At 52.4% G+C, this 17,391-nt stretch carries 15 protein-coding genes; 3 read left to right on the forward strand and 12 right to left on the reverse strand.

The window, feature by feature from the left end; all coding sequences use genetic code 11:
* Positions 1–160: 160 nt before the first annotated feature.
* A complete protein-coding gene (locus tag EFA69_RS11180) occupies positions 161–946 on the forward strand; it encodes a DUF2971 domain-containing protein (RefSeq protein ID WP_183906755.1) in 786 nt (261 codons plus the stop codon).
* Positions 947–1,212: 266 nt separating this feature from the next.
* A complete protein-coding gene (locus tag EFA69_RS11185) occupies positions 1,213–1,905 on the forward strand; it encodes a response regulator transcription factor (protein ID WP_123133150.1) in 693 nt (230 codons plus the stop codon).
* A gap of 190 nt (positions 1,906–2,095) precedes the next feature.
* On the opposite strand, the gene EFA69_RS11190 is transcribed toward EFA69_RS11185, so the two are convergent.
* From EFA69_RS11190 to EFA69_RS11215, 6 genes are read right to left on the reverse strand one after another with little or no spacing between them, the layout of a single operon-like run.
* The gene (locus tag EFA69_RS11190; protein ID WP_123133151.1) at positions 2,096–3,427 is read right to left on the reverse strand and encodes a DUF58 domain-containing protein; all 1,332 of its coding nucleotides are present in this window, start codon (positions 3,425–3,427) and stop codon (positions 2,096–2,098) included.
* Positions 3,427–4,422: an AAA family ATPase gene (locus tag EFA69_RS11195; RefSeq protein ID WP_123133152.1), complete on the reverse strand. Its 996-nt coding sequence runs from the start codon at positions 4,420–4,422 to the stop codon at positions 3,427–3,429. The genes EFA69_RS11190 and EFA69_RS11195 overlap by 1 nt, the downstream gene beginning before the upstream one ends.
* A 9-nt stretch (positions 4,423–4,431) precedes the next feature.
* Positions 4,432–5,622, reverse strand: a complete 1,191-nt coding sequence (locus EFA69_RS11200; protein WP_123133153.1) for a DUF4350 domain-containing protein — start codon at positions 5,620–5,622, stop codon at positions 4,432–4,434.
* The gene (locus tag EFA69_RS11205; RefSeq protein WP_148041332.1) at positions 5,619–6,344 is read right to left on the reverse strand and encodes a DUF4129 domain-containing protein; all 726 of its coding nucleotides are present in this window, start codon (positions 6,342–6,344) and stop codon (positions 5,619–5,621) included. Before EFA69_RS11205 ends, EFA69_RS11200 begins: the two co-directional genes overlap by 4 nt.
* Before the next feature lie 16 nt (positions 6,345–6,360).
* Entirely contained in the window at positions 6,361–7,239 is an 879-nt protein-coding gene (locus EFA69_RS11210; RefSeq protein WP_123133155.1) for a hypothetical protein, read from the reverse strand.
* Complete coding sequence (locus EFA69_RS11215) at positions 7,220–8,182, reverse strand: stage II sporulation protein M (RefSeq protein WP_123133156.1); 963 nt, start codon at positions 8,180–8,182, stop codon at positions 7,220–7,222. The genes EFA69_RS11210 and EFA69_RS11215 overlap by 20 nt, the downstream gene beginning before the upstream one ends.
* Before the next feature lie 70 nt (positions 8,183–8,252).
* Between EFA69_RS11215 and EFA69_RS11220 the strand changes: the two genes are divergently transcribed.
* Positions 8,253–8,981, forward strand: coding sequence for an RDD family protein (locus EFA69_RS11220; RefSeq protein ID WP_123133157.1), 729 nt, complete (start codon positions 8,253–8,255; stop codon positions 8,979–8,981).
* Positions 8,982–9,232: 251 nt separating this feature from the next.
* On the opposite strand, the gene EFA69_RS11225 is transcribed toward EFA69_RS11220, so the two are convergent.
* From EFA69_RS11225 to EFA69_RS11250, 6 genes are all read right to left on the reverse strand, one after another.
* Positions 9,233–10,861, reverse strand: coding sequence for a family 43 glycosylhydrolase (locus EFA69_RS11225; protein WP_123133158.1), 1,629 nt, complete (start codon positions 10,859–10,861; stop codon positions 9,233–9,235).
* Positions 10,862–10,886: 25 nt separating this feature from the next.
* A complete protein-coding gene (locus tag EFA69_RS11230) occupies positions 10,887–12,083 on the reverse strand; it encodes an aldose epimerase family protein (protein ID WP_123133159.1) in 1,197 nt (398 codons plus the stop codon).
* 38 nt (positions 12,084–12,121) lie between these two features.
* Complete coding sequence (locus EFA69_RS11235) at positions 12,122–13,219, reverse strand: glycoside hydrolase family 43 protein (RefSeq protein WP_245964548.1); 1,098 nt, start codon at positions 13,217–13,219, stop codon at positions 12,122–12,124.
* A gap of 131 nt (positions 13,220–13,350) precedes the next feature.
* Positions 13,351–14,514: a cellulase family glycosylhydrolase gene (locus tag EFA69_RS11240; RefSeq protein ID WP_123133160.1), complete on the reverse strand. Its 1,164-nt coding sequence runs from the start codon at positions 14,512–14,514 to the stop codon at positions 13,351–13,353.
* Positions 14,515–14,641: 127 nt separating this feature from the next.
* The gene (locus tag EFA69_RS11245) at positions 14,642–15,736 is read right to left on the reverse strand and encodes a glycoside hydrolase family 43 protein (RefSeq protein WP_123133161.1); all 1,095 of its coding nucleotides are present in this window, start codon (positions 15,734–15,736) and stop codon (positions 14,642–14,644) included.
* Positions 15,737–15,822: 86 nt separating this feature from the next.
* Positions 15,823–17,379, reverse strand: a complete 1,557-nt coding sequence (locus EFA69_RS11250) for a RagB/SusD family nutrient uptake outer membrane protein (RefSeq protein ID WP_123133162.1) — start codon at positions 17,377–17,379, stop codon at positions 15,823–15,825.
* Between the last annotated feature and the right edge of the window lie 12 nt (positions 17,380–17,391).

The raw sequence follows: 17,391 nt of genomic DNA on the forward strand, positions 1-17,391 counted from the left end.
AAATAGCACTATAAGTTCTAACATCATGTGGCCAAACTTCTCCTTTCCTTTGTTCTTTGATAGTACCCAAGAAGTCCCTCCGTTATATCACTATACCTCCCAAGCTGGCCTACTCGGCATGGTACAAGGCAAGCATTTGTGGCTTACACATATCCATTACATGAATGATTCTTCAGAATATGATGATGCAATAGAATTCATTAGCAAAGTTTTGAAGGAAGACTATGGAATAGAAGACGCAGAACATCAACTAACTTACGAGACCCAAGAGCTTGATAAGGGAAATGTCTATTCCTTCTCTCTATCAGAAGAAGAGGACCTATTGAGCCAGTGGAGAGGATATACTCCAAACGGAGGTTATTGCCTTTCCTTCGACTCTGCCCAATTAACCCAGATGATGCAGTCTCAGGGGCTTCGCATCGGGAAATGCCTTTATGATGAGAAAGAGAAAAGAGATGTAATTCACAAGCATATTGCAGGAATCCCGCCAGAGCAGTATAAATCAAGTTATCACATCGGCCCCAGCCGAGAGCCGAGAGGTGACACGCCCGAAGAAAAAGCTCTTGATGCTATAAACATAGAAAGGGAGGTAGAGCTTAGTTCGCAACACAAACGTGAACGAGACAAGTATGACTATAACATGGAGATATTTGAACGGGCCAGAATATATGCTCCTTTATTCAAACATGAGAAGTTCTCTGAAGAGAAGGAATGGCGAATTATTGCAGTTAAAAGAGAGCTACCTGAACTAAGAGAAGGAAAGAGTTTTCTGGTACCCTACCTCAAGATCCCCATAGTAGAGGATTTAAAAAAAGATGCTTTGCATAAGGTCAAAATTATAGTAGGGCCAGGCCCCCATATGGAATTAGCCCGGAGGGCATGCGAGTTGCTTGACATCTTATCTAAGGATATTACTATATCAAAAATTCCTTTCCGGAACTGGTAATTTGCTACTCAAGATTACACTTTGTATAACCCATTAGAAGATACCTTCTTACTGCTTCTACATTTTACTGTACTTCAATTGAATTTAACGCTAAGGAATACGAAAACTCATTATTCATCAGGTATCTAATTCTTTCCTTGCGCACCGGATCATTGCATCCTATTGATACTTATTATGAAAATACCTAATTTCAGGTAATATATAGCCATACATACCGTTCCTGCTTTAAATCCTTTAAATTTACAGAAGACACAAACCAGAAGCCTATGCTAAACTTTTCGCCTCAAGGCCTCAGGGAACAGATAGATGAAAAGATAGCGACCATTGCCGCCATTGCAGACGAATTGCCGGGCGTGGTGATCATCCACAACCTACAGAACAACGTGGCCGTGGAATACATGTCACCCAGGGGGCTGCGGTTGATTGGCACTACGCTGGAAGAGTTGCGGCAAATGGGGTTTGAGTTTCATATGCGCTTCTTTAATCCGGTGGAGTCGGCGGAGTACATTGACAAGCTGTTCAGCGGTCTGTTGCAGCGCAACGACCCCACTGAGCTCATCACGTACTTCCAGAAGGTGTTCTTCGCCGAAAGCCAGGAGTGGGTACTGCACCACAGTTCCAGCAAGATTTTCATGCAGGACCCTGCCGGGCAGCCTTTGCTCCTGATCACGGTTGCCACCTCCGTAGACCCCACCCAGAGCATCACCGCCAAGGTGAACCGCATCATGGAGGAAAACACGTTCCTGCGGCAGCACTACCAGAACTTCGCCCAGCTGGGCCCCCGTGAGCGCGAGGTACTCAAACACGTGGCCCTGGGCAAAAGCTCCCTGGAAATTGCCGATGAATTATTCATCTCTGAGAAAACCGTGAACACCCACCGCCGCAACATCAAACTGAAGCTGAACATCCACTCTTCTTTTGAGATCTCGCAGTACGCCCGGGCCTTCGACCTCATCTAGCCCTCTGCGCGTTTAGGGGCTCTTTTTCCAAAAACGGGCCCTAAACGCAAAACATGCCTGATCCATTTCCCTTCTTGTTTCACTTCACATTCAGCAAAGGCGCGCTTTTGTATGACTTTCCGCTTAGCAGCTGTTTTTCCAAAATAAGGCTCTAAACGCCGTTGCTCCAGGCGGAAAGAACGGGCAGAACTTACAATAGCCCGCGGGCTTTAAATTCCAGGTACTTGTTGATTGCGTTCACGGTGAGTTTGTCGGGCGGTGTCAAGACCGAATGGATGCCGTGGGCGGTGAACTCCTTCACAATCTGCCTTTTCTCATAGGCGAATTTCTCCGCGATGGCTTTGAGATAGACTCCCTCCATATTCTCGGCTGGTTTCTCCAGCAGTTCGCGGGTTTCTGTGTTCTCAAAGAACACCACCAGCACCAGGTGGTGCTTGGCCAGCCTACGCAGGTACGGCAACTGGCGTTTGGCCCCGTTGAGCGTCTCAAAATTGGTGAACAGCAGCAGCAGGCTCCGCTGTTTTATCTTGGCCCGCACGGTCACGTACAGCCGCTGGAAGTCGGTTTCCTGAAACTTGGTGGTTTGGTTGTACAGCAACTCCAGAATTTTCTGCAACTGCGAGGCCCGCCGCTCCGCGGGTAACACAGAACCTATCTGGTCTGAAAAAGTGATGACACCGGCTTTGTCTTCCTTCCGGAGGGCCACATTGGAAAGTACTAACGTGGCATTGATGGCGTAATCCAGCAGGCTGAGGCCGTTGAAGGGCATTTCCATCACCCGGCCTTTGTCTATGAGGCAATACACCTGCTGCGACTTTTCCTCCTGGTAATGGTTCACCATCAGTTCGGCCTTGCGCGCCGTGGCTTTCCAGTTGAGCGTGCGCTGGTCATCGCCGGCCACGTAAGGCCGTATCTGCTCAAACTCGGCGCTGTGCCCCACCTTCCGCATTTTCTTAATGCCCATAGCCGACAGGTGCTGCGTAGCCGCAAGGAGCTCATACTGCCGCATCTGAAGAAACGACGGGTACACCGGCACCTCCTGCCCCTGTCCAAACCGGTACCGCCGGCGCAGCAGTTGCAGCGGCCCGTTCACCAGCACGTTGGTGGCCCCAAAGGAATAGACACCCCGCTGCACCGGCCGCAACTGGTACTCAATCACGTGCGTCTCAGCCGCGGGCACCTGTACCTTGAAGCTGGCATCACGCTTCTGAAACTGGAACGGCAGCTCCTCCAGCACCTCCAACCGCACGGCAAAGGGATAACGGTTCTCTATGTACAGAAACACAGGGTTCTCACTCCCGTTGGAAAGCTTCTCCTGCATGCTGCGGCTGGCGCCGATGCCCGCACGGTGCCGGTACAGCGCCACCAGGTCTACCAACGCAAACAGCACCCACACCCCAAACAGGATCTTGACCAGGAACAGAAACGCCGGAAAAAAGAACGCCAGCACAAACAAGCCCACTACCCCAGCGGCCGCGTAGAAGAAGTACTTGGTGAAATACAGGCTGCGGATGAGTGACACTAACGCGGAACTTGAGTCTGTTGAATGATCTGTTTAATGACATCATCTGGCGTGGCGCCTTCCATCTCGCGCTCCGGCGTGAGCAACACCCGGTGCCGCAACACGGTAGGGGCCAGCTCCTGCACGTCTTCGGGGGTTACGAAAGAACGGTTCCGGAGGGCGGCCAGGGCTTTGGCGCTTGTGAGCAAGGCCAGCGAGGCCCTAGGCGATGCTCCCAAATACAAAGATTTATGGGCCCGGGTCTGCACCACCAACTGGGCGATGTACTCCAACACGTTAGCATCTACGTGCACCGCCTGCACCTGCTTCCGCAGAGCGGCTATTTGCCCAGCCGCGAGCACCGGCTTTATTTCTTCCAGTTCCCGCTGCAGGGCCGGGCGCTGGTGGTGTATCGCCAGAATGGCCACCTCTTCTTCCAAAGATGGGTACTGTATCAAGATCTTGAACATGAAGCGGTCCAGTTGCGCCTCTGGCAGACGGTAGGTTCCCTCCTGCTCAATGGGATTCTGGGTAGCCAGCACAATGAAAGGATCGGCCATGAGGTGCTGCGTGCCGTCATGGGTGATCTGCTGTTCTTCCATTACCTCAAACAGCGAAGACTGGGTTTTGGCCGGAGCACGGTTGATCTCGTCAATCAGGACGATGTTGGAGAAGATAGGCCCCGGCTTGAACTGAAACGTGGCCGTACCCGGGTGGAACACCGAGGTACCCAACACATCTGAAGGCATAAGGTCTGGCGTAAACTGGATACGGTTAAAGCCTACGTCAATGGTACGGGCCAGCAGCTTGGCGGTAAGGGTCTTGGCAATGCCTGGCACGCCCTCAATCAGCACGTGCCCATCGGCGAGAATGGCAATCAAGAGCAGATCAATGAAGGCTTCCTGCCCAATGATTCTTTTTCTAAGCTCTTCTTTGATTTGCCCTACAGCCTGTTGCAGCGCGGAGAAATCTACCTGCGGTTTCAAGCCTAATGCGGTATCTTCTAGTGGTTCCATCTGGTTATATTAGCGGCTGGTTTGCCGGTAAAAGCGTTCTAATTGTTTGTTCAGTTGCCACAGCGTTTCCTCCTCCAGCCCATCAGTGGCCCTAATGAAGTTAATCAGCTGAAAAAGCTGGCTTATCTCTTCGGTCTTCACCCCTGCTTTGCGCGCAATTTTCTGTTGCAGCTCTTCATCCAGCACGTTGGTCTGTTCATGGTAGTGCAGGCGCAGGTACTCCAGAAAGTAAGCGATCTTTTTCTCGGCTATGCTTTGGTGGTCGCGGGAGTTGAAGTAGAGGTTGCCAATGACCCGCACAAATTCCAGGGTGGTGTTCCGGGGCTTCTCTAGAACCGGGATAATGCGTTGGGTACGCTTGCTTTCAAACAGCACAAAAAGCAGTAGACTTCCCAGCGTCACGTAGTAGGCCCAAGCCAGCGCATCATGGCTAAGCAGCACCCTGAATACGGAAGTACTTCCCTCCGCACCTTGTTTTTGGTATTCATCCCACCAAACGGGCTGCACCGGCAAATGGGAAAGAGCCAGCGCCGCATATTTGTCCTGCCTGGGGTTGATCACGTGGTAATTGGTGAACGCCAGAGGCACCGAGCTCAAATAAAAATTACCCTTCCCGAACGGGATCTGCACATAATTGGTATCGCCGGCACTGTTCTTCCCTAAAACAATGGCTTTGGTGTTGGCAGAGTCTAGGGCAATGGTCTCACTTGCCTTTTCCCAGGCATACTTAAACGGGGCAGGCTTTGGCAATTGGGGGTGGGTGAACAGCAGTTCAATAGAATCCTGCTGCTGTTTGGCGGAGTAACCCACGTCAAAGCCCAACGTATCCTGGAGCAGCCGTGGGAAGCGGCGGGCACTGATGAAGGCATTGTTCCCCTTCTGCACAAACTCCAGCAGAGCCTCCAACTCCAAAGAATCTACCCGAAAGGAGGAATTCACGAACAGGTAATTTACCGGTTGGGCCGCGCTGTCTGTCTGGACTTCCACTTGGTTCACCACGGGCAACCGCACAGAACTGACCGGTTCATGTTTAAAGAGGTCGGGCAGCAGCTCAAACAACACGTAGGTACCGTACGGAATTTTGTCTTTGTTGGAAAAAGTCTGTCGCCAGTCTATGGGCTTGGGGCGGTAATACTCCACCACCACAAACAGCGTAAAAAGGATGCCTAAGCCTAGCGCGTATGCTTTATACCCTCTCATGCTGCGGTAGACAAAGACTGGTTAAACTCAATAAACACCTGCCGCGCAGACTCAAACTTTTCTTGGCTTAAAGCAGCTCCACCGTACCACACGTACTCAAACAATTGAGTAACGCGCCCAAAAGAAGGTTTGAGCGGGGAATGATTCAGTTCCTGCACATAGCTCCAGTTCGTTTTGCCGGGTTTCCAGTCAATCTGCCCCTGGTCGGTGAGGTTCTTGAGCGTGCGTAGGTAATGCAACCGGATGGCCCGGCGGAAGTCTCGCTGTGCTTCGGCCTCTTCCAGCAAGGCACTGAAGTTTATCTCGTGGATGTTCTCGCGGTACGTGTCATAGGCAATGGCCGCCGGAGCCGTTTTTCTACTGAACAAGCTCACAAAATCTACCTGTAACAGCTTGAGCACCACAAAAACGGTGGTACCAATGGCAATGGCATAGAGAACGTACTTCCAGAAGGAACTGTAGGAGGTACCACTTAAGGTTTGGGCAATAAAATCGCCTATGCGCCGCCAGAAACGCTCCCAGAAAGACATATCGGGCCTTACGTCCTGGGCATACTGGAAGTCGCGGCTTTTGCGGAGTTCCTGCAGTTTCTGGGGGTTGGGATACCGTACCTCCAAGGGCTGCACTGGGGCTGCCGCCGGCGCGGGCACCGCCGCTTTGGCCTCTGTACACCAGAGACCGCACCATAACAGCAAAAAGAAGAAAAGTAGGGGCAGACGCACGGGCAGACTCTAGGAGTTAATAGGAAGAAGCAGTCACTTCTGGCTTGGTTCCAATCTGGTTTACCTGTTCCAACAGCCCTACGCCGTCTTTTCGCTCCACCAGGTCAAAATACAGGAAACCAACGGCAGTAGTACTGATCACGTAGAGCACCAGACTCAGAATAGTGGTGAAAGAGCTAGCCACAATCAGGAGCATGTCACTGTCACCGCCCGGCAACTGTAAAATCCGGAAAATATAGACCACTATGGCCGGTAAGGAGCCCATAAAGCCTATCACTCCCTGCAACAACATGACCAACAAGAGAAAGCCAAAGGCAGACCACCAGTGGCCTTTCACCAGATAAAAGCAACGCTCCACAGTATCAAGGAAACCGGTTTCTTCATAGAGCATCACTATGCCAAACAAGCTCAGTGCCACCGTCACGTAAATGCCCGGCAAGAGCAGGAGCAGCGTGGCTAAGCCGCAGAGCACTACAACGCCTACAGAGGAATACAGCAGAGGGATAAAATTGCTTTTGGCTCTGGCCCACACCGCGCCAGGTGTTACTTCCCCCTGGTTCTGCCTGTACTCCAGCATATACCCATAGACGGTAAGGCACAGCAACACCCCGCTTACCAGCGTGAAAAACAGGCTCACCCAATAGTGCACAGAATTGACGCTGTTGGAATAAGAGAACTCTCCCCAGGAACTGTACTGCACCGCACCAGATAGTTCGCGTAGTTGGGTACTCTGGTACACCCCGGAGAAGATACCCGCCAATAAGGCAAACGGAACCACATACAGCAACACACACCGGAAAAGGGGCTTAAAATTCTGGCGGAGAAATGCGAAGGTGGCATTCAGTTTCTGCCCCAGGTCCCGCTCCTGGTGCAACTCAATGAACTGGTCTCTCATGAGATAGTTTGGCTTTTAGCCAGTAAGGGTATAAGATAAAATAGAGCAGTATGAACGCCGCCGATCCCAGAATAATAAACAAACTAGCGTAAAGGGGCATCTGGGTGTGCCGGGTCACGAAACCTTCCAGAAAACCGGCCGTGATGAAGATTGGCACCAGCCCCACCACTATTTTAAGGCCGTCCTTGGCGCCCCGCCGGAAAGATTCTGCCCGCGAGAATGTTTTGGGAAACAGCAGGCTATTGCCCATTACAAAGCCCGCACACCCGGCAATGATGATTGCAGAAATCTCTAGGGTACCGTGAATCCAGATGGTGAGCACAGAGGTAAGCAGCAGGCCCTGTTTGTAGAAGAAGTACTGGAAAGCTCCCAGCATAATGCCGTTCTGCAACAGAATCCAGAAAGTGCCCACAGACAGCAGCACCCCCATGACAAAAGCAGTAAAGGCTACTTTTATGTTGTTGTAGGTAATGAAGAGGAACATGCTGGCCTCATCTGTCTGCTTGTACACGGCCATAGGGTCACCTTTCCTGATGTTGGCCAGCGTCTGGTTCACGTATTGGTCGCCCAGGATGAGGCGCACAAAGGTGTCGTCATAGGCGGCGGAAATGGCCCCTATGAAACAGGCCGCCGCGAAAATCAGGAAGGCGTACAGCAGTTGCCGGTGGTATTGCAGAAACAGCAAGGGGAGCTCTTGTTTCCAGAACAGCACAAAGCGGTTGCTCTTCTCTTTCTTGTTCCGGTAGATGTGCTGGTGCACTTTTCCGGTGAGGGAATTCAGGTAGTCGGTGTTGTCTGAGTCTGGGTAGAAGGTACGGGCATACGAGAGGTCATCGGTGAGCTCAATGAACCGGTTGGCCAGCTCATCTGGGTTAGCCGTGGGCTCTATGGCATACCGCTTCCACTTAGCAGAATTCTGTTTGATAAAAGCGGCCTCGCGCATGCCTGTTGCTTTTGTTTCCTTCCAAATATATCTAACTTAGGCTAGTTAATAAAGTAGTTTATATAATTAAATGGATACTATTAAGATCAAAACCACCCAGAATGTGGAGGTGGAATATGCCATCGCCAGCGTGGGAGACAGGATACTGGCTTACCTGATTGACGTCGTGGTAGGATTTGGCTGGCTGGTGATCTGCTTTCTGGTATTCGCATTCCTTTTCCAGCCCAGCGCCCCTTCCACAGCAGCCCTCATTGCCGTGGTGGTCATGGCAATGGCCCCTTTTGTATTTTACCACCTGCTCTGCGAGATTTTCATGAACGGGCAGAGCCTGGGCAAGCGGGCCAAAGACATCAAAGTGATTAAGCTGAACGGGCAGTCGCCCGGCATAGGCGATTATCTGCTGCGGTGGCTGTTCCGGATTATTGATATTTCATTTTACGGCGTGGTAGCCATTGCCTGTATCGCCATCACGGGCAAAGGCCAGCGCCTAGGTGATTTAGCCGCCGGTACCAGCGTGATCAAGACTACCGCCGTGAAGAGAAGGAACCCTTTTCAGGTAAAACTGGAGGAAGATTACGTGATTGTATTCCAAGAAGTGGCTCTGCTCAGCGACAAAGACATGGCCCTGCTGCGCAAACTGCTGGCCAAGGCCATGGAGCACAGGAATGAAGTGCTCCTGAACAGCATTGCGGAGCGCGCCAAACAGGTAATGGGCGTTCAACCCAACATGACCGACCGTGATTTCCTGAAAACCATCATCAAAGATTACCACCACCTCACGGCCGGAATGGAAGCATAATAGTTTGCGTTTAGGAAGTGTTTTTGGAAAAAGAGCCCCTAAACGCAAACTGCTCCAGATTAACTTGGGCACAACAGCAGGTCACATTTCTGATTCCCTAGCAGGTCACATTTCTGATTCCCTAATAACTTCTCCCAGCCACCTGATCCTCTTTTAAACGTCAAAGCCTGCGGCATAGTAGCATCGCAGGCTTTGACGTTTAGGGGCCGTTTTTCCAAAAACAGCCCCTAAACGGCTTCCAGAGAAGTTTATTAATCGGCTTGGTTCAGGAGCTTGAACCAGTCAAAGCTGGCGGTGGCAGACGCAGGGCCTTTGGCAACCAAACCTACCCTCACGCCTCTGTCCCAGGGGGGCAGAAACGCCCCGCTCACCGCCTGCCCGTTGTTGAGGGGAGTCCAGTTAGTGCCGTCTGCGCTCCAGGCAAACTGCAGTTGATCCCCTTTGGTGGTGGTGAGCCGGAACTGCAGCATTCCCTGCCCGGGAGCCGTGGCCCTGGAAAGCACCTCGGTTTTGTTCTGTCTGGTAGACCACAGCTGAATCTCATTGTTAGAGAGCGAAACGCCTACCGCATTCTCAGGGTCACCAATGGCTGCCAAGCCCGCTGAAACGCCTTTGCCCAATGACTTCGCGTCCAGGGCTGCGGTAACCGTATAATTGTTCCCAAGGGTACGCTGGCTCAGCACATTGCCAATTCTTTCCGGCGATGCCTGCAAAGCCAGCCTTCCGCCGCTGCCGGTCTGGATGGTGTACGAAGGCGTTTTACCCACAAACCACTGCCAGGACTGCGGAAGTTTGCCGTTGGTAAATTCCTCCTGCACATCCAGCACTTCTGGTCGGTTGCTGTTGTACGGAGCAGTGGCCGTGAGCACCGGTGAGTTGCCTTTGAACGATGGCCAACCGTCACTTCCCCAGGTGATTTCATCCAGCAGCCCCTGCCGCCCCGCATACACGGTGCTGTTGGTGCTGTAGGCGTGGTACAGGAAGAAATCCCGGCCCTTCTCATCTGTGACCACGGTGCCGTGGCCGGGGCATTTCCAGGCTTCGTTTTTCTTCATGATGGGGTTACCAGAGAACTTCTCCCAAGGTCCCGTCAGTTGCTTGGCGCGGGCCACGCCTACCCCGTAGGTGCATTCACGGCCACAGCAGGCATCTCCGGCATAGAAAAGGTAATAATAGCCGTTGCGTTTCACAATGGCCGGACCTTCCACCAAGCCACCTTCCCAGGTGCCTTTCTCGTTGCGGAACAGCTCAAATTTCTCGCCGGTGAGAGCCGTTCTTTCCTCGTTCATGCGCTGGCCCCACATAGGCGTGGGTTTGCCCACACTGTTGGCGTCTTCCTTCCAGATCAGGAACAGATCGCCTTTTTCATCCCTAATGGGGAAACCGTCAATAGAACCTACTTCCTGGCATACCAACGGACCATGGTCTGTGTAAGGACCGGTAGCTTTGCTGGCACTGGCCACGCCCACGCAGAGGTTCCCGCCTTTCTTCTTGGCGGTATAGTAAATGTAGTAGCGGCCTTTGTCATAAGAAATCTCTGGCGCCCAAAAATGCGCCTCGGCCCAGTCTGGCAGCTTGTCTGGGAACACATGCCCCACGGTTTCCCAGTCCACCAGGTTTTTGGAGTGCAGAATAGGGTACAGCGGAGCCCACTCAGACGAGGTGGCCGTGGCCCAATAGTCACTGCCTACCCGCACCACAGACGGGTCTGCGTAATCACCGGGCAGCACCGGGTTGGTGTAGGTTACGGTTGCGGTGTTGGTTTGCGGAGCCGCCGGGGTAGTGGCTGTATCTTGCGCGGCCTCGCCTTTATTTACCTTGCAGGAGAAGGTGCAAAGGCTAAGAACCACCGTAGAGAGGGTAAGAAGGCTTTTTTTCATAGTGGGAAGAGTCTGGGTTTATGGACTATTGCTGCACAGTAAATTTGTACACGCTGCTGGTCTTGTAAGTTTCGCCGGGCTTTAGCACGGTAGACGGGAACGAGGGCTGGTTAGGTGCATCTGGGAAGTACTGGGTCTCCAGGCAGAAAGCAGTCCTGAAATCGTCTTTGCTTCCGCCTTTAAAGGTGTTCTTGCTCTGCATGAAATTGCCGCTGTAGAACTGCAAGCCTGGTTCCTGGGTAGATACTTCCATCACAATCCCGCTCTTGTCGCCCACCACGGTTGCCGCTTTGTTCAGGCCGGTGCCCTGGTTTTGGTTCAGCACGAAGTTGTGGTCATACCCTTTCCCGTTTTTGAGCTGCTCATTTTGCGCATTGATTCTGGCCCCAATGGCCGTTGGCTTCCTGAAATCAAAAGGCGTGTTGGCCACCGGCTCTATCTTACCGGTGGGAATGAGCGTGGCGTCTACGGGGGTGTACGCATCTGCATTCACTTGCAAGACATGGCCCAAGATGTCGCCGCTGCCCTCGCCGTTCAGGTTGAAGAACGCATGGTTGGTGAGGTTCACTACGGTGGCTTTATCGGTGGTGGCCTCGTACTCCATCTTCAGTTCATTGTCGTTGGTGAGGGTGTAGGTGACTTTGGTCGTCAGATTTCCGGGGAAGCCCTCCTCCATGTCTTTGGACAGATAGGTGAGCACCAGCGTCTGGTCATTGGGCTGTTGGGCCTCCCAGAGCACGTACTGGAAGCCTTTGGTTCCTCCGTGCAGCGTATTGGGCGCATTGTTGATGGGCAGGGAGTACTCTTTGCCCTCCAGGGTGAACTTTCCTTTGGCGATCCGGTTACCGAACCGACCAATGGTGGCCCCAAAATAAGGTTCGGTGGCGCTTTCATAGGCGGCGGCATCGGGCATGCCCACCACCACATCTACCATCTTCCCGTTCTTGTCTGGCACCAGCAGGCTAACCAAACGGCCTCCGTAGTTGGTGAAGGTTGCCTTGAGGTTGTTTTTATTGGTGAGCGTGAAGAGGCGGGTTTCAGTGCCGTCTTTCAATTTCCCGAAGGACTCGCCCTTGGCCGCCTGATCTTCAGTGGATGGGGTAGCTGTAGTCTGGTTTTCAGCAGTTTCCGCTTTAGGCGAACAACCGCCCAAGCCAGCCATTGAGATACAACCCAAAAGGGCTATTGAGAGGAATGTCTGCTGTACGTGTCGTTTTTTCATGGTATAGATTGAGTACGTGTATTCTGAATCTGTGCTGGTTACTTCTGCCCGGAAGGCACCGGCAAAGGCACCCCGGCCGGAATGGGTTTCCCGAAGACCGGATACCCATCTTGGGTCCAGGTGAACTTCTGCATCCTTATGTCTCGGCTCCAGCCCGGCGTAGCCGATTTCTTCGCGTGGTAGAGAATCCAGTCTTCGGTGTTGTCTGGCGAGGTGGTGAAGCTACAGTGGCCTACGCCCAACACCTCCTCCGTGCCCTCAAACACCGGCCCGCTCGATTTTACCCAGTTGTCAGCCTTCATAGGATCCTGTAACGTGTCTGCCAGCGTGAGTTGCCCCAACCGGTATTCTTTCAGCCAAGACTCGCGGGTGGAATAGATGAGAAATGCCTTTCCCTTTTTCTTCAGCAGTTCCGGCCCTTCGTTCAGGTCCAGTTCACCGCCTGTTTCCCAGGGTTGGGTGGGTGAGGAAATTTTTACCCGGTTGGAAGAGATGGTGTAGGGGTTGCTCATTTTGGCCAGGTACAGGTGCTGTTTGGTTTTGTCTGTGGTCGCGTTCTCCTCCCAGCCAGACCAGGCGGCGTACAGCTGCCCATTCAGGTAAAAAGGCGTAAGGTCTATGGCCCATTTCCCTGATTCTGGATGCTGCAGGTCATCGCCGGTGTAGAGCATGCCTTTGTCTACGTAGGGGCCAAAGGGGCTGCCGGAGGAAGACTCCAGAACGCCGGAGCGCTGGTGAATAAACGGTCCGCCCGGAGTTCGGCCGGCGGTATAGTAGATGTACCACTTGCCTTGCAGGTAATGAAGCTCCGGAGCCCAGATGTTGTGCGCATTCCAGCCAGAGTCAGGGGCCTGCCACACCGGTACCCGCTCCCCCAACTGCGTGAGCTTCGTAGACTGAGACACATAAATACCGCCGCTACCTGAGCCGCAGGAATAGTACACCTCCCCTTTTTTCAAGACCCAGGGATCTGCCCCTTCGGCGATGGGATTGGTAAAATACTGCCCGGCGTCTGCTTTCCCGGAGTTCTTGCCAGCGGCCACCGGGGCTACCGTACTGGTCTGGCACCCCAGGAACCACAACTGGCTTAGCAGCAACAGCGCGATTATTTTTCTATCTATTCTATGCACCATCATTTAATTCAGGGATCTCACAAAAGAAGAAGCCTGCTCTATTTTGCTTCTTGCCCAGAAAGACGTTTAGGGGCTCTTTTTCGAAAATCGGGCGCTAAACGCAGCTTGGGAAAATTCTGGCAGAGGCAAGGGCTTTATTGTCCAGAAGTGGCCTTTGCGGTAGCGATGCTTTTGATAAAATCCACTTCCTCCTGGCTGTAAGGGGTACCGTCTGGCCGGAAAATGTCATGGAACCAGACTTCCGGCTCACGGGTATACTGCTTGTCCCAGCTGTCCCAGGGGTAAATAGTCTGGGTTTTCCCGGCCACGAAGCCCCAGTTGATCATGCCCACATTATGTTTCTTGGCCACTGGCAGAGCCCCCTGGAACGTGCTCCCGTTGGGCCGGGCCATGTATTCTGTGCAGATCATGGGTTTGCCGTAGCGCTTGAGCCAGTTTATGCGTTTCTCCAGCTCCTGTGGACCGTCATAGTTATGGAACGTGATGATGTCAGACTCGGCCAGCATCACTTTCTGAATGGCCGTCAATGAATCTTCCACCGACCAGTTTCCTGCCCATACCGCGGCCGTCACTGGCTGCGCCGGGTTCACGGAACGGGCCCAGACAAAGCTTTTCCGGAGCAGGGGCAGCACGTAGTCTAATTTATTAGGTAGCTCCTGCTTCCCGTAGGCCGAGCCGTGGTTAAGGTTATAGGGCTCGTTCCAGATATCCCAGGCCAACACGCGCGGGTCATCCGCGAAGCGGGCTATCACTCCTTTCACGTACCTTTCCAGCCGCGGGTACTGCGTAGAATCCTGCAAACCATTGTACCCCGGGCTCTGCACCCAACCGGAGTTATGCACATGCGGCCGGGGCTCGCGCTGCTTCCCCAACTTGGGGTGCGGGTCCCAGACAGAGTCAAAAATGACCAGCATGGGTTTGATGTTGTGCCGCTGCGCGATGTTCAGGAACGTGTCTATTCTTTTGAGGAAGCCTGCAGAATCCTGCTGCCAGAGCAAGTCATGCAGGTATACGCGGGCAGTGTTCATCCCAATTTGTTCGGCCCAACCCAATTCCCGGTTGATGGTAGCGGTATCAAAGGTTTCGGTCTGCCACATCTCCAATTGATTGATGGCCGTGCTGGGCGAGAAATTAGGCCCTATGAGAAAGGGTTGTTGGCTGTACCAGGCATTGGCTTTTTCTTTTGACCAAACAGCTCTGGGTTTCACCTCAGATACTTTGGCAGCTTCCTTTTTAAAGCAACTTTGGGTAATGAGGCAGCAGGCCAGCGCCAGCAGGTAGAGTTTAGTAAGTTTCATGGCATGAATCTGTGCAGTTGACACTACTTCTGTAAGCTCTTACAAGTGTTCTGTAGAGAAAAGTGGTTCTGTTTAGGGGCTTATTTTAGAAAAAGAGCCCCTAAACAGAACCACTGAAAACTTAAAGCTATTTCACTTCGCCAGACGGTCTGGCCACCGGCGTGTTCACCTTTACCGGTTGCCCGAAGTCTGGCGTTCCGTCTGCCCGCCAAGTGAACTTCTGGATTCTGGGGCTGCGGGAATTGTTACAGCCTAAGTTGGGAGCTGGATTGGCGTGGTAGATGATCCAGTCCTCGGTACCGTCCGGTGATTTGAAGAACCCGTTGTGCCCCGGCCCGAAGGCACCGTTGTCTGCGTTGGTGGCTAAAACGGGCGTGGGCGCTTTGATCCAATCATCGGGGTTCATGGGGTTTCCATTGTCTCTGAGAGTCAGTCGGCCTAATGCATAACTGTCTGTCCAACACCCGCTGGCGGAATAGATAAGAAAAACTTTCCCGGCGGCATTTTTGATAACCCCAGGGCCTTCATTCACCAACCCATTCATTTCCCAGTCAAAAGTGGGACGGGTGAGCATGACCCGGTCTCCTTCCAAGGTCCAGGGATTGGTCATTTTGGCAATGTAAATCTGCTGTATGCCCGGGTCATTGCTTCCCTGCCACCCCGACCAGATGAAATACATTTGCCCATTATGCTCAAACACAGATCCGTCTATGGCCCAACGGTCTGTAGTGGGGGCAATCTTGCCTTTGAGCGTCCAGGTTCCGGTGGTAGGGTCTGCGGCCTCGTTTTCCAGTACGTACATGCGGTGATTGATATCTGCACCATTGCTGGCTTGGGTACCATCATCGGCGGCGAAGTAGATGTACCACTTCCCGTTTAACTGATGTAATTCCGGAGCCCAGAGGTTTTTAGAATAGGGTCCGGTGGCGGGCGGGGTCCAGACGGTAGTAAACCGCTCGTTCTTCAGCTGCGAGATTGCCTGGGTCTTGATAAGGCCAATGCGGTCTCCCAAGGTATGGGTATAATAATAGGTTTGCCCCTGCTGGTATACCCACGGATCTGGCCCACTGATGAGGAGCGGATTGGTAAAAGTAGTTGCGGCATCTGGTGTAGGAGGTGTTACTGGTCCCTGGTTGCTCTCATCGCTTCCTTTACATTGCGTAAAAAGGAAGACCCACCCTATCAGCAGCAGCCAATTTCTGTTATTTGGTCTTGTTTCCATTGCTCTTTTCAATTTATCAGGTGGTGCTGCTTCTCAATAGAATGGCAAGCAGACACTGGCACTGTCTTGCTCGCCATTCTATAATATTAGAAGTTTTGACTTAAGTTGGGGTTAATATCGAGCTCGCTCTGCGGAATGGGCAGCCACTTGTCTCTGCCAATGTCAAAGTTGTTGAACTCAGGGTCACGGGTCTTCAGCTCATTGATTCTGCTTTGGTCATCCAGGTAGCCCCAGCGCAGTAGATCAAGCCAACGGGTACTCTCACCGGTGAGTTCTGTGACCCTTTCATGCATTAACTGTTGCAGAAACGCCGCCGCTGAAAGACCTGGTTTGGTTGCCGTAAGCGTAGCCAAGCCTGCCCGCCGCCGAACGCGGTCTACATATTGATACGCTTCGGACGTGCGGTTGAGACCATTCAGGCATTCGGCGTACATTAAGAGTACATCTGCATACCGGATCACCCTGAAGTTGATAGGCCCTTCAAAGGTTTCATCTTGCCGGTGGTAATCATTGAGGTATTTGCGGTACCATGCCCGCTGCATTTGATCATCTGGCACCAGCTGACCAAACGTTCTGCCGTAGAAGGTTTCAGGGTTGCCGTTGTAGATGGCCGTTACATATAGTCTGGGGTCTACGCCGTTGCTGGTGGTTCTTTCTTCCATGAACTCATCTATGACCCAGCGGTGCATCTGTACATCATTGAAGCCCGCCTGCGGATCTCCTTGGTTTCTTCGGCCTGGGCCGAAGAAAGGTCCGCGCTGGTTGCCTAAGTTAGAAGTAGGAGCGTCTTCATCAGTGGTAGATTGTAAGGCCAGAAACTGTACCTCAAACACAGACTCCCTGTTGTTTTCTGTGGTGTGCAGGAAGTTGTCTCGGTAATTAGGCACTATGTCATAGAGATCATTCCCTGACAAGCCAAGCCTGGTACCATTACCATCTACCAACCAGGCAAATGCATCAAGAGCCTGCTGGTATTCACGCTGCTGTAAATGCGCTTTCCCCAACAAAGCATAGGCCGCTCCTTTAGTGACACGGCCCAGGTTGGCCGCATCATATTTGGCAGGTAAATTAGGCGCCGCCTCAGACAGATCTTTTTCAATCTGAGCCCAGACAGCCTCTTCTGACGATTGCGGCGGAAGGTCTGTAGGCCTAGAGGGCTCTAACACCAAAGGCACTGACCTGAAAAGCGACACCATGTTAAAATAATGGAGAGCCCGCAGAAATTTGGCTTCTCCTATGTACCGTTGCTTTAAGGTCTCATCCATCTGGATGTTGGGCACATTGGTGATCACTTGGTTAGCTCTGAAGATAGCGCGATAATGGTGATCCCAAATATTACGGGTTCCTTCAAAGTTTAAGTCTACCTGGGTAAAATCAATGGTACTTCGGAGCTCACCCCAACCGGTAGAAGCAAATCCATCATCTGACCGCGGGTTTAGGTACATCTGAAGCCAGCGTGCATAGGTGCCATTTCTGTAGAATGCGCCATAGACGGCATTTACTCCCGCCAAGGCATCGTTCTCTGACCGCCAGAAACTCTGTTCGCTTATCTCATTCGGGTTTTCAATGTCTAATGTATGCTCACATGACATAGCCACTCCGGCAAGCGCAAAGGCCATGATATAGCTGAATATCTTTTTCATGTCTAATAAGTT

It is taken from the genome of Rufibacter immobilis (assembly GCF_003721565.1).
Taxonomy (GTDB): Bacteria; Bacteroidota; Bacteroidia; order Cytophagales; family Hymenobacteraceae; genus Nibribacter; species Nibribacter immobilis.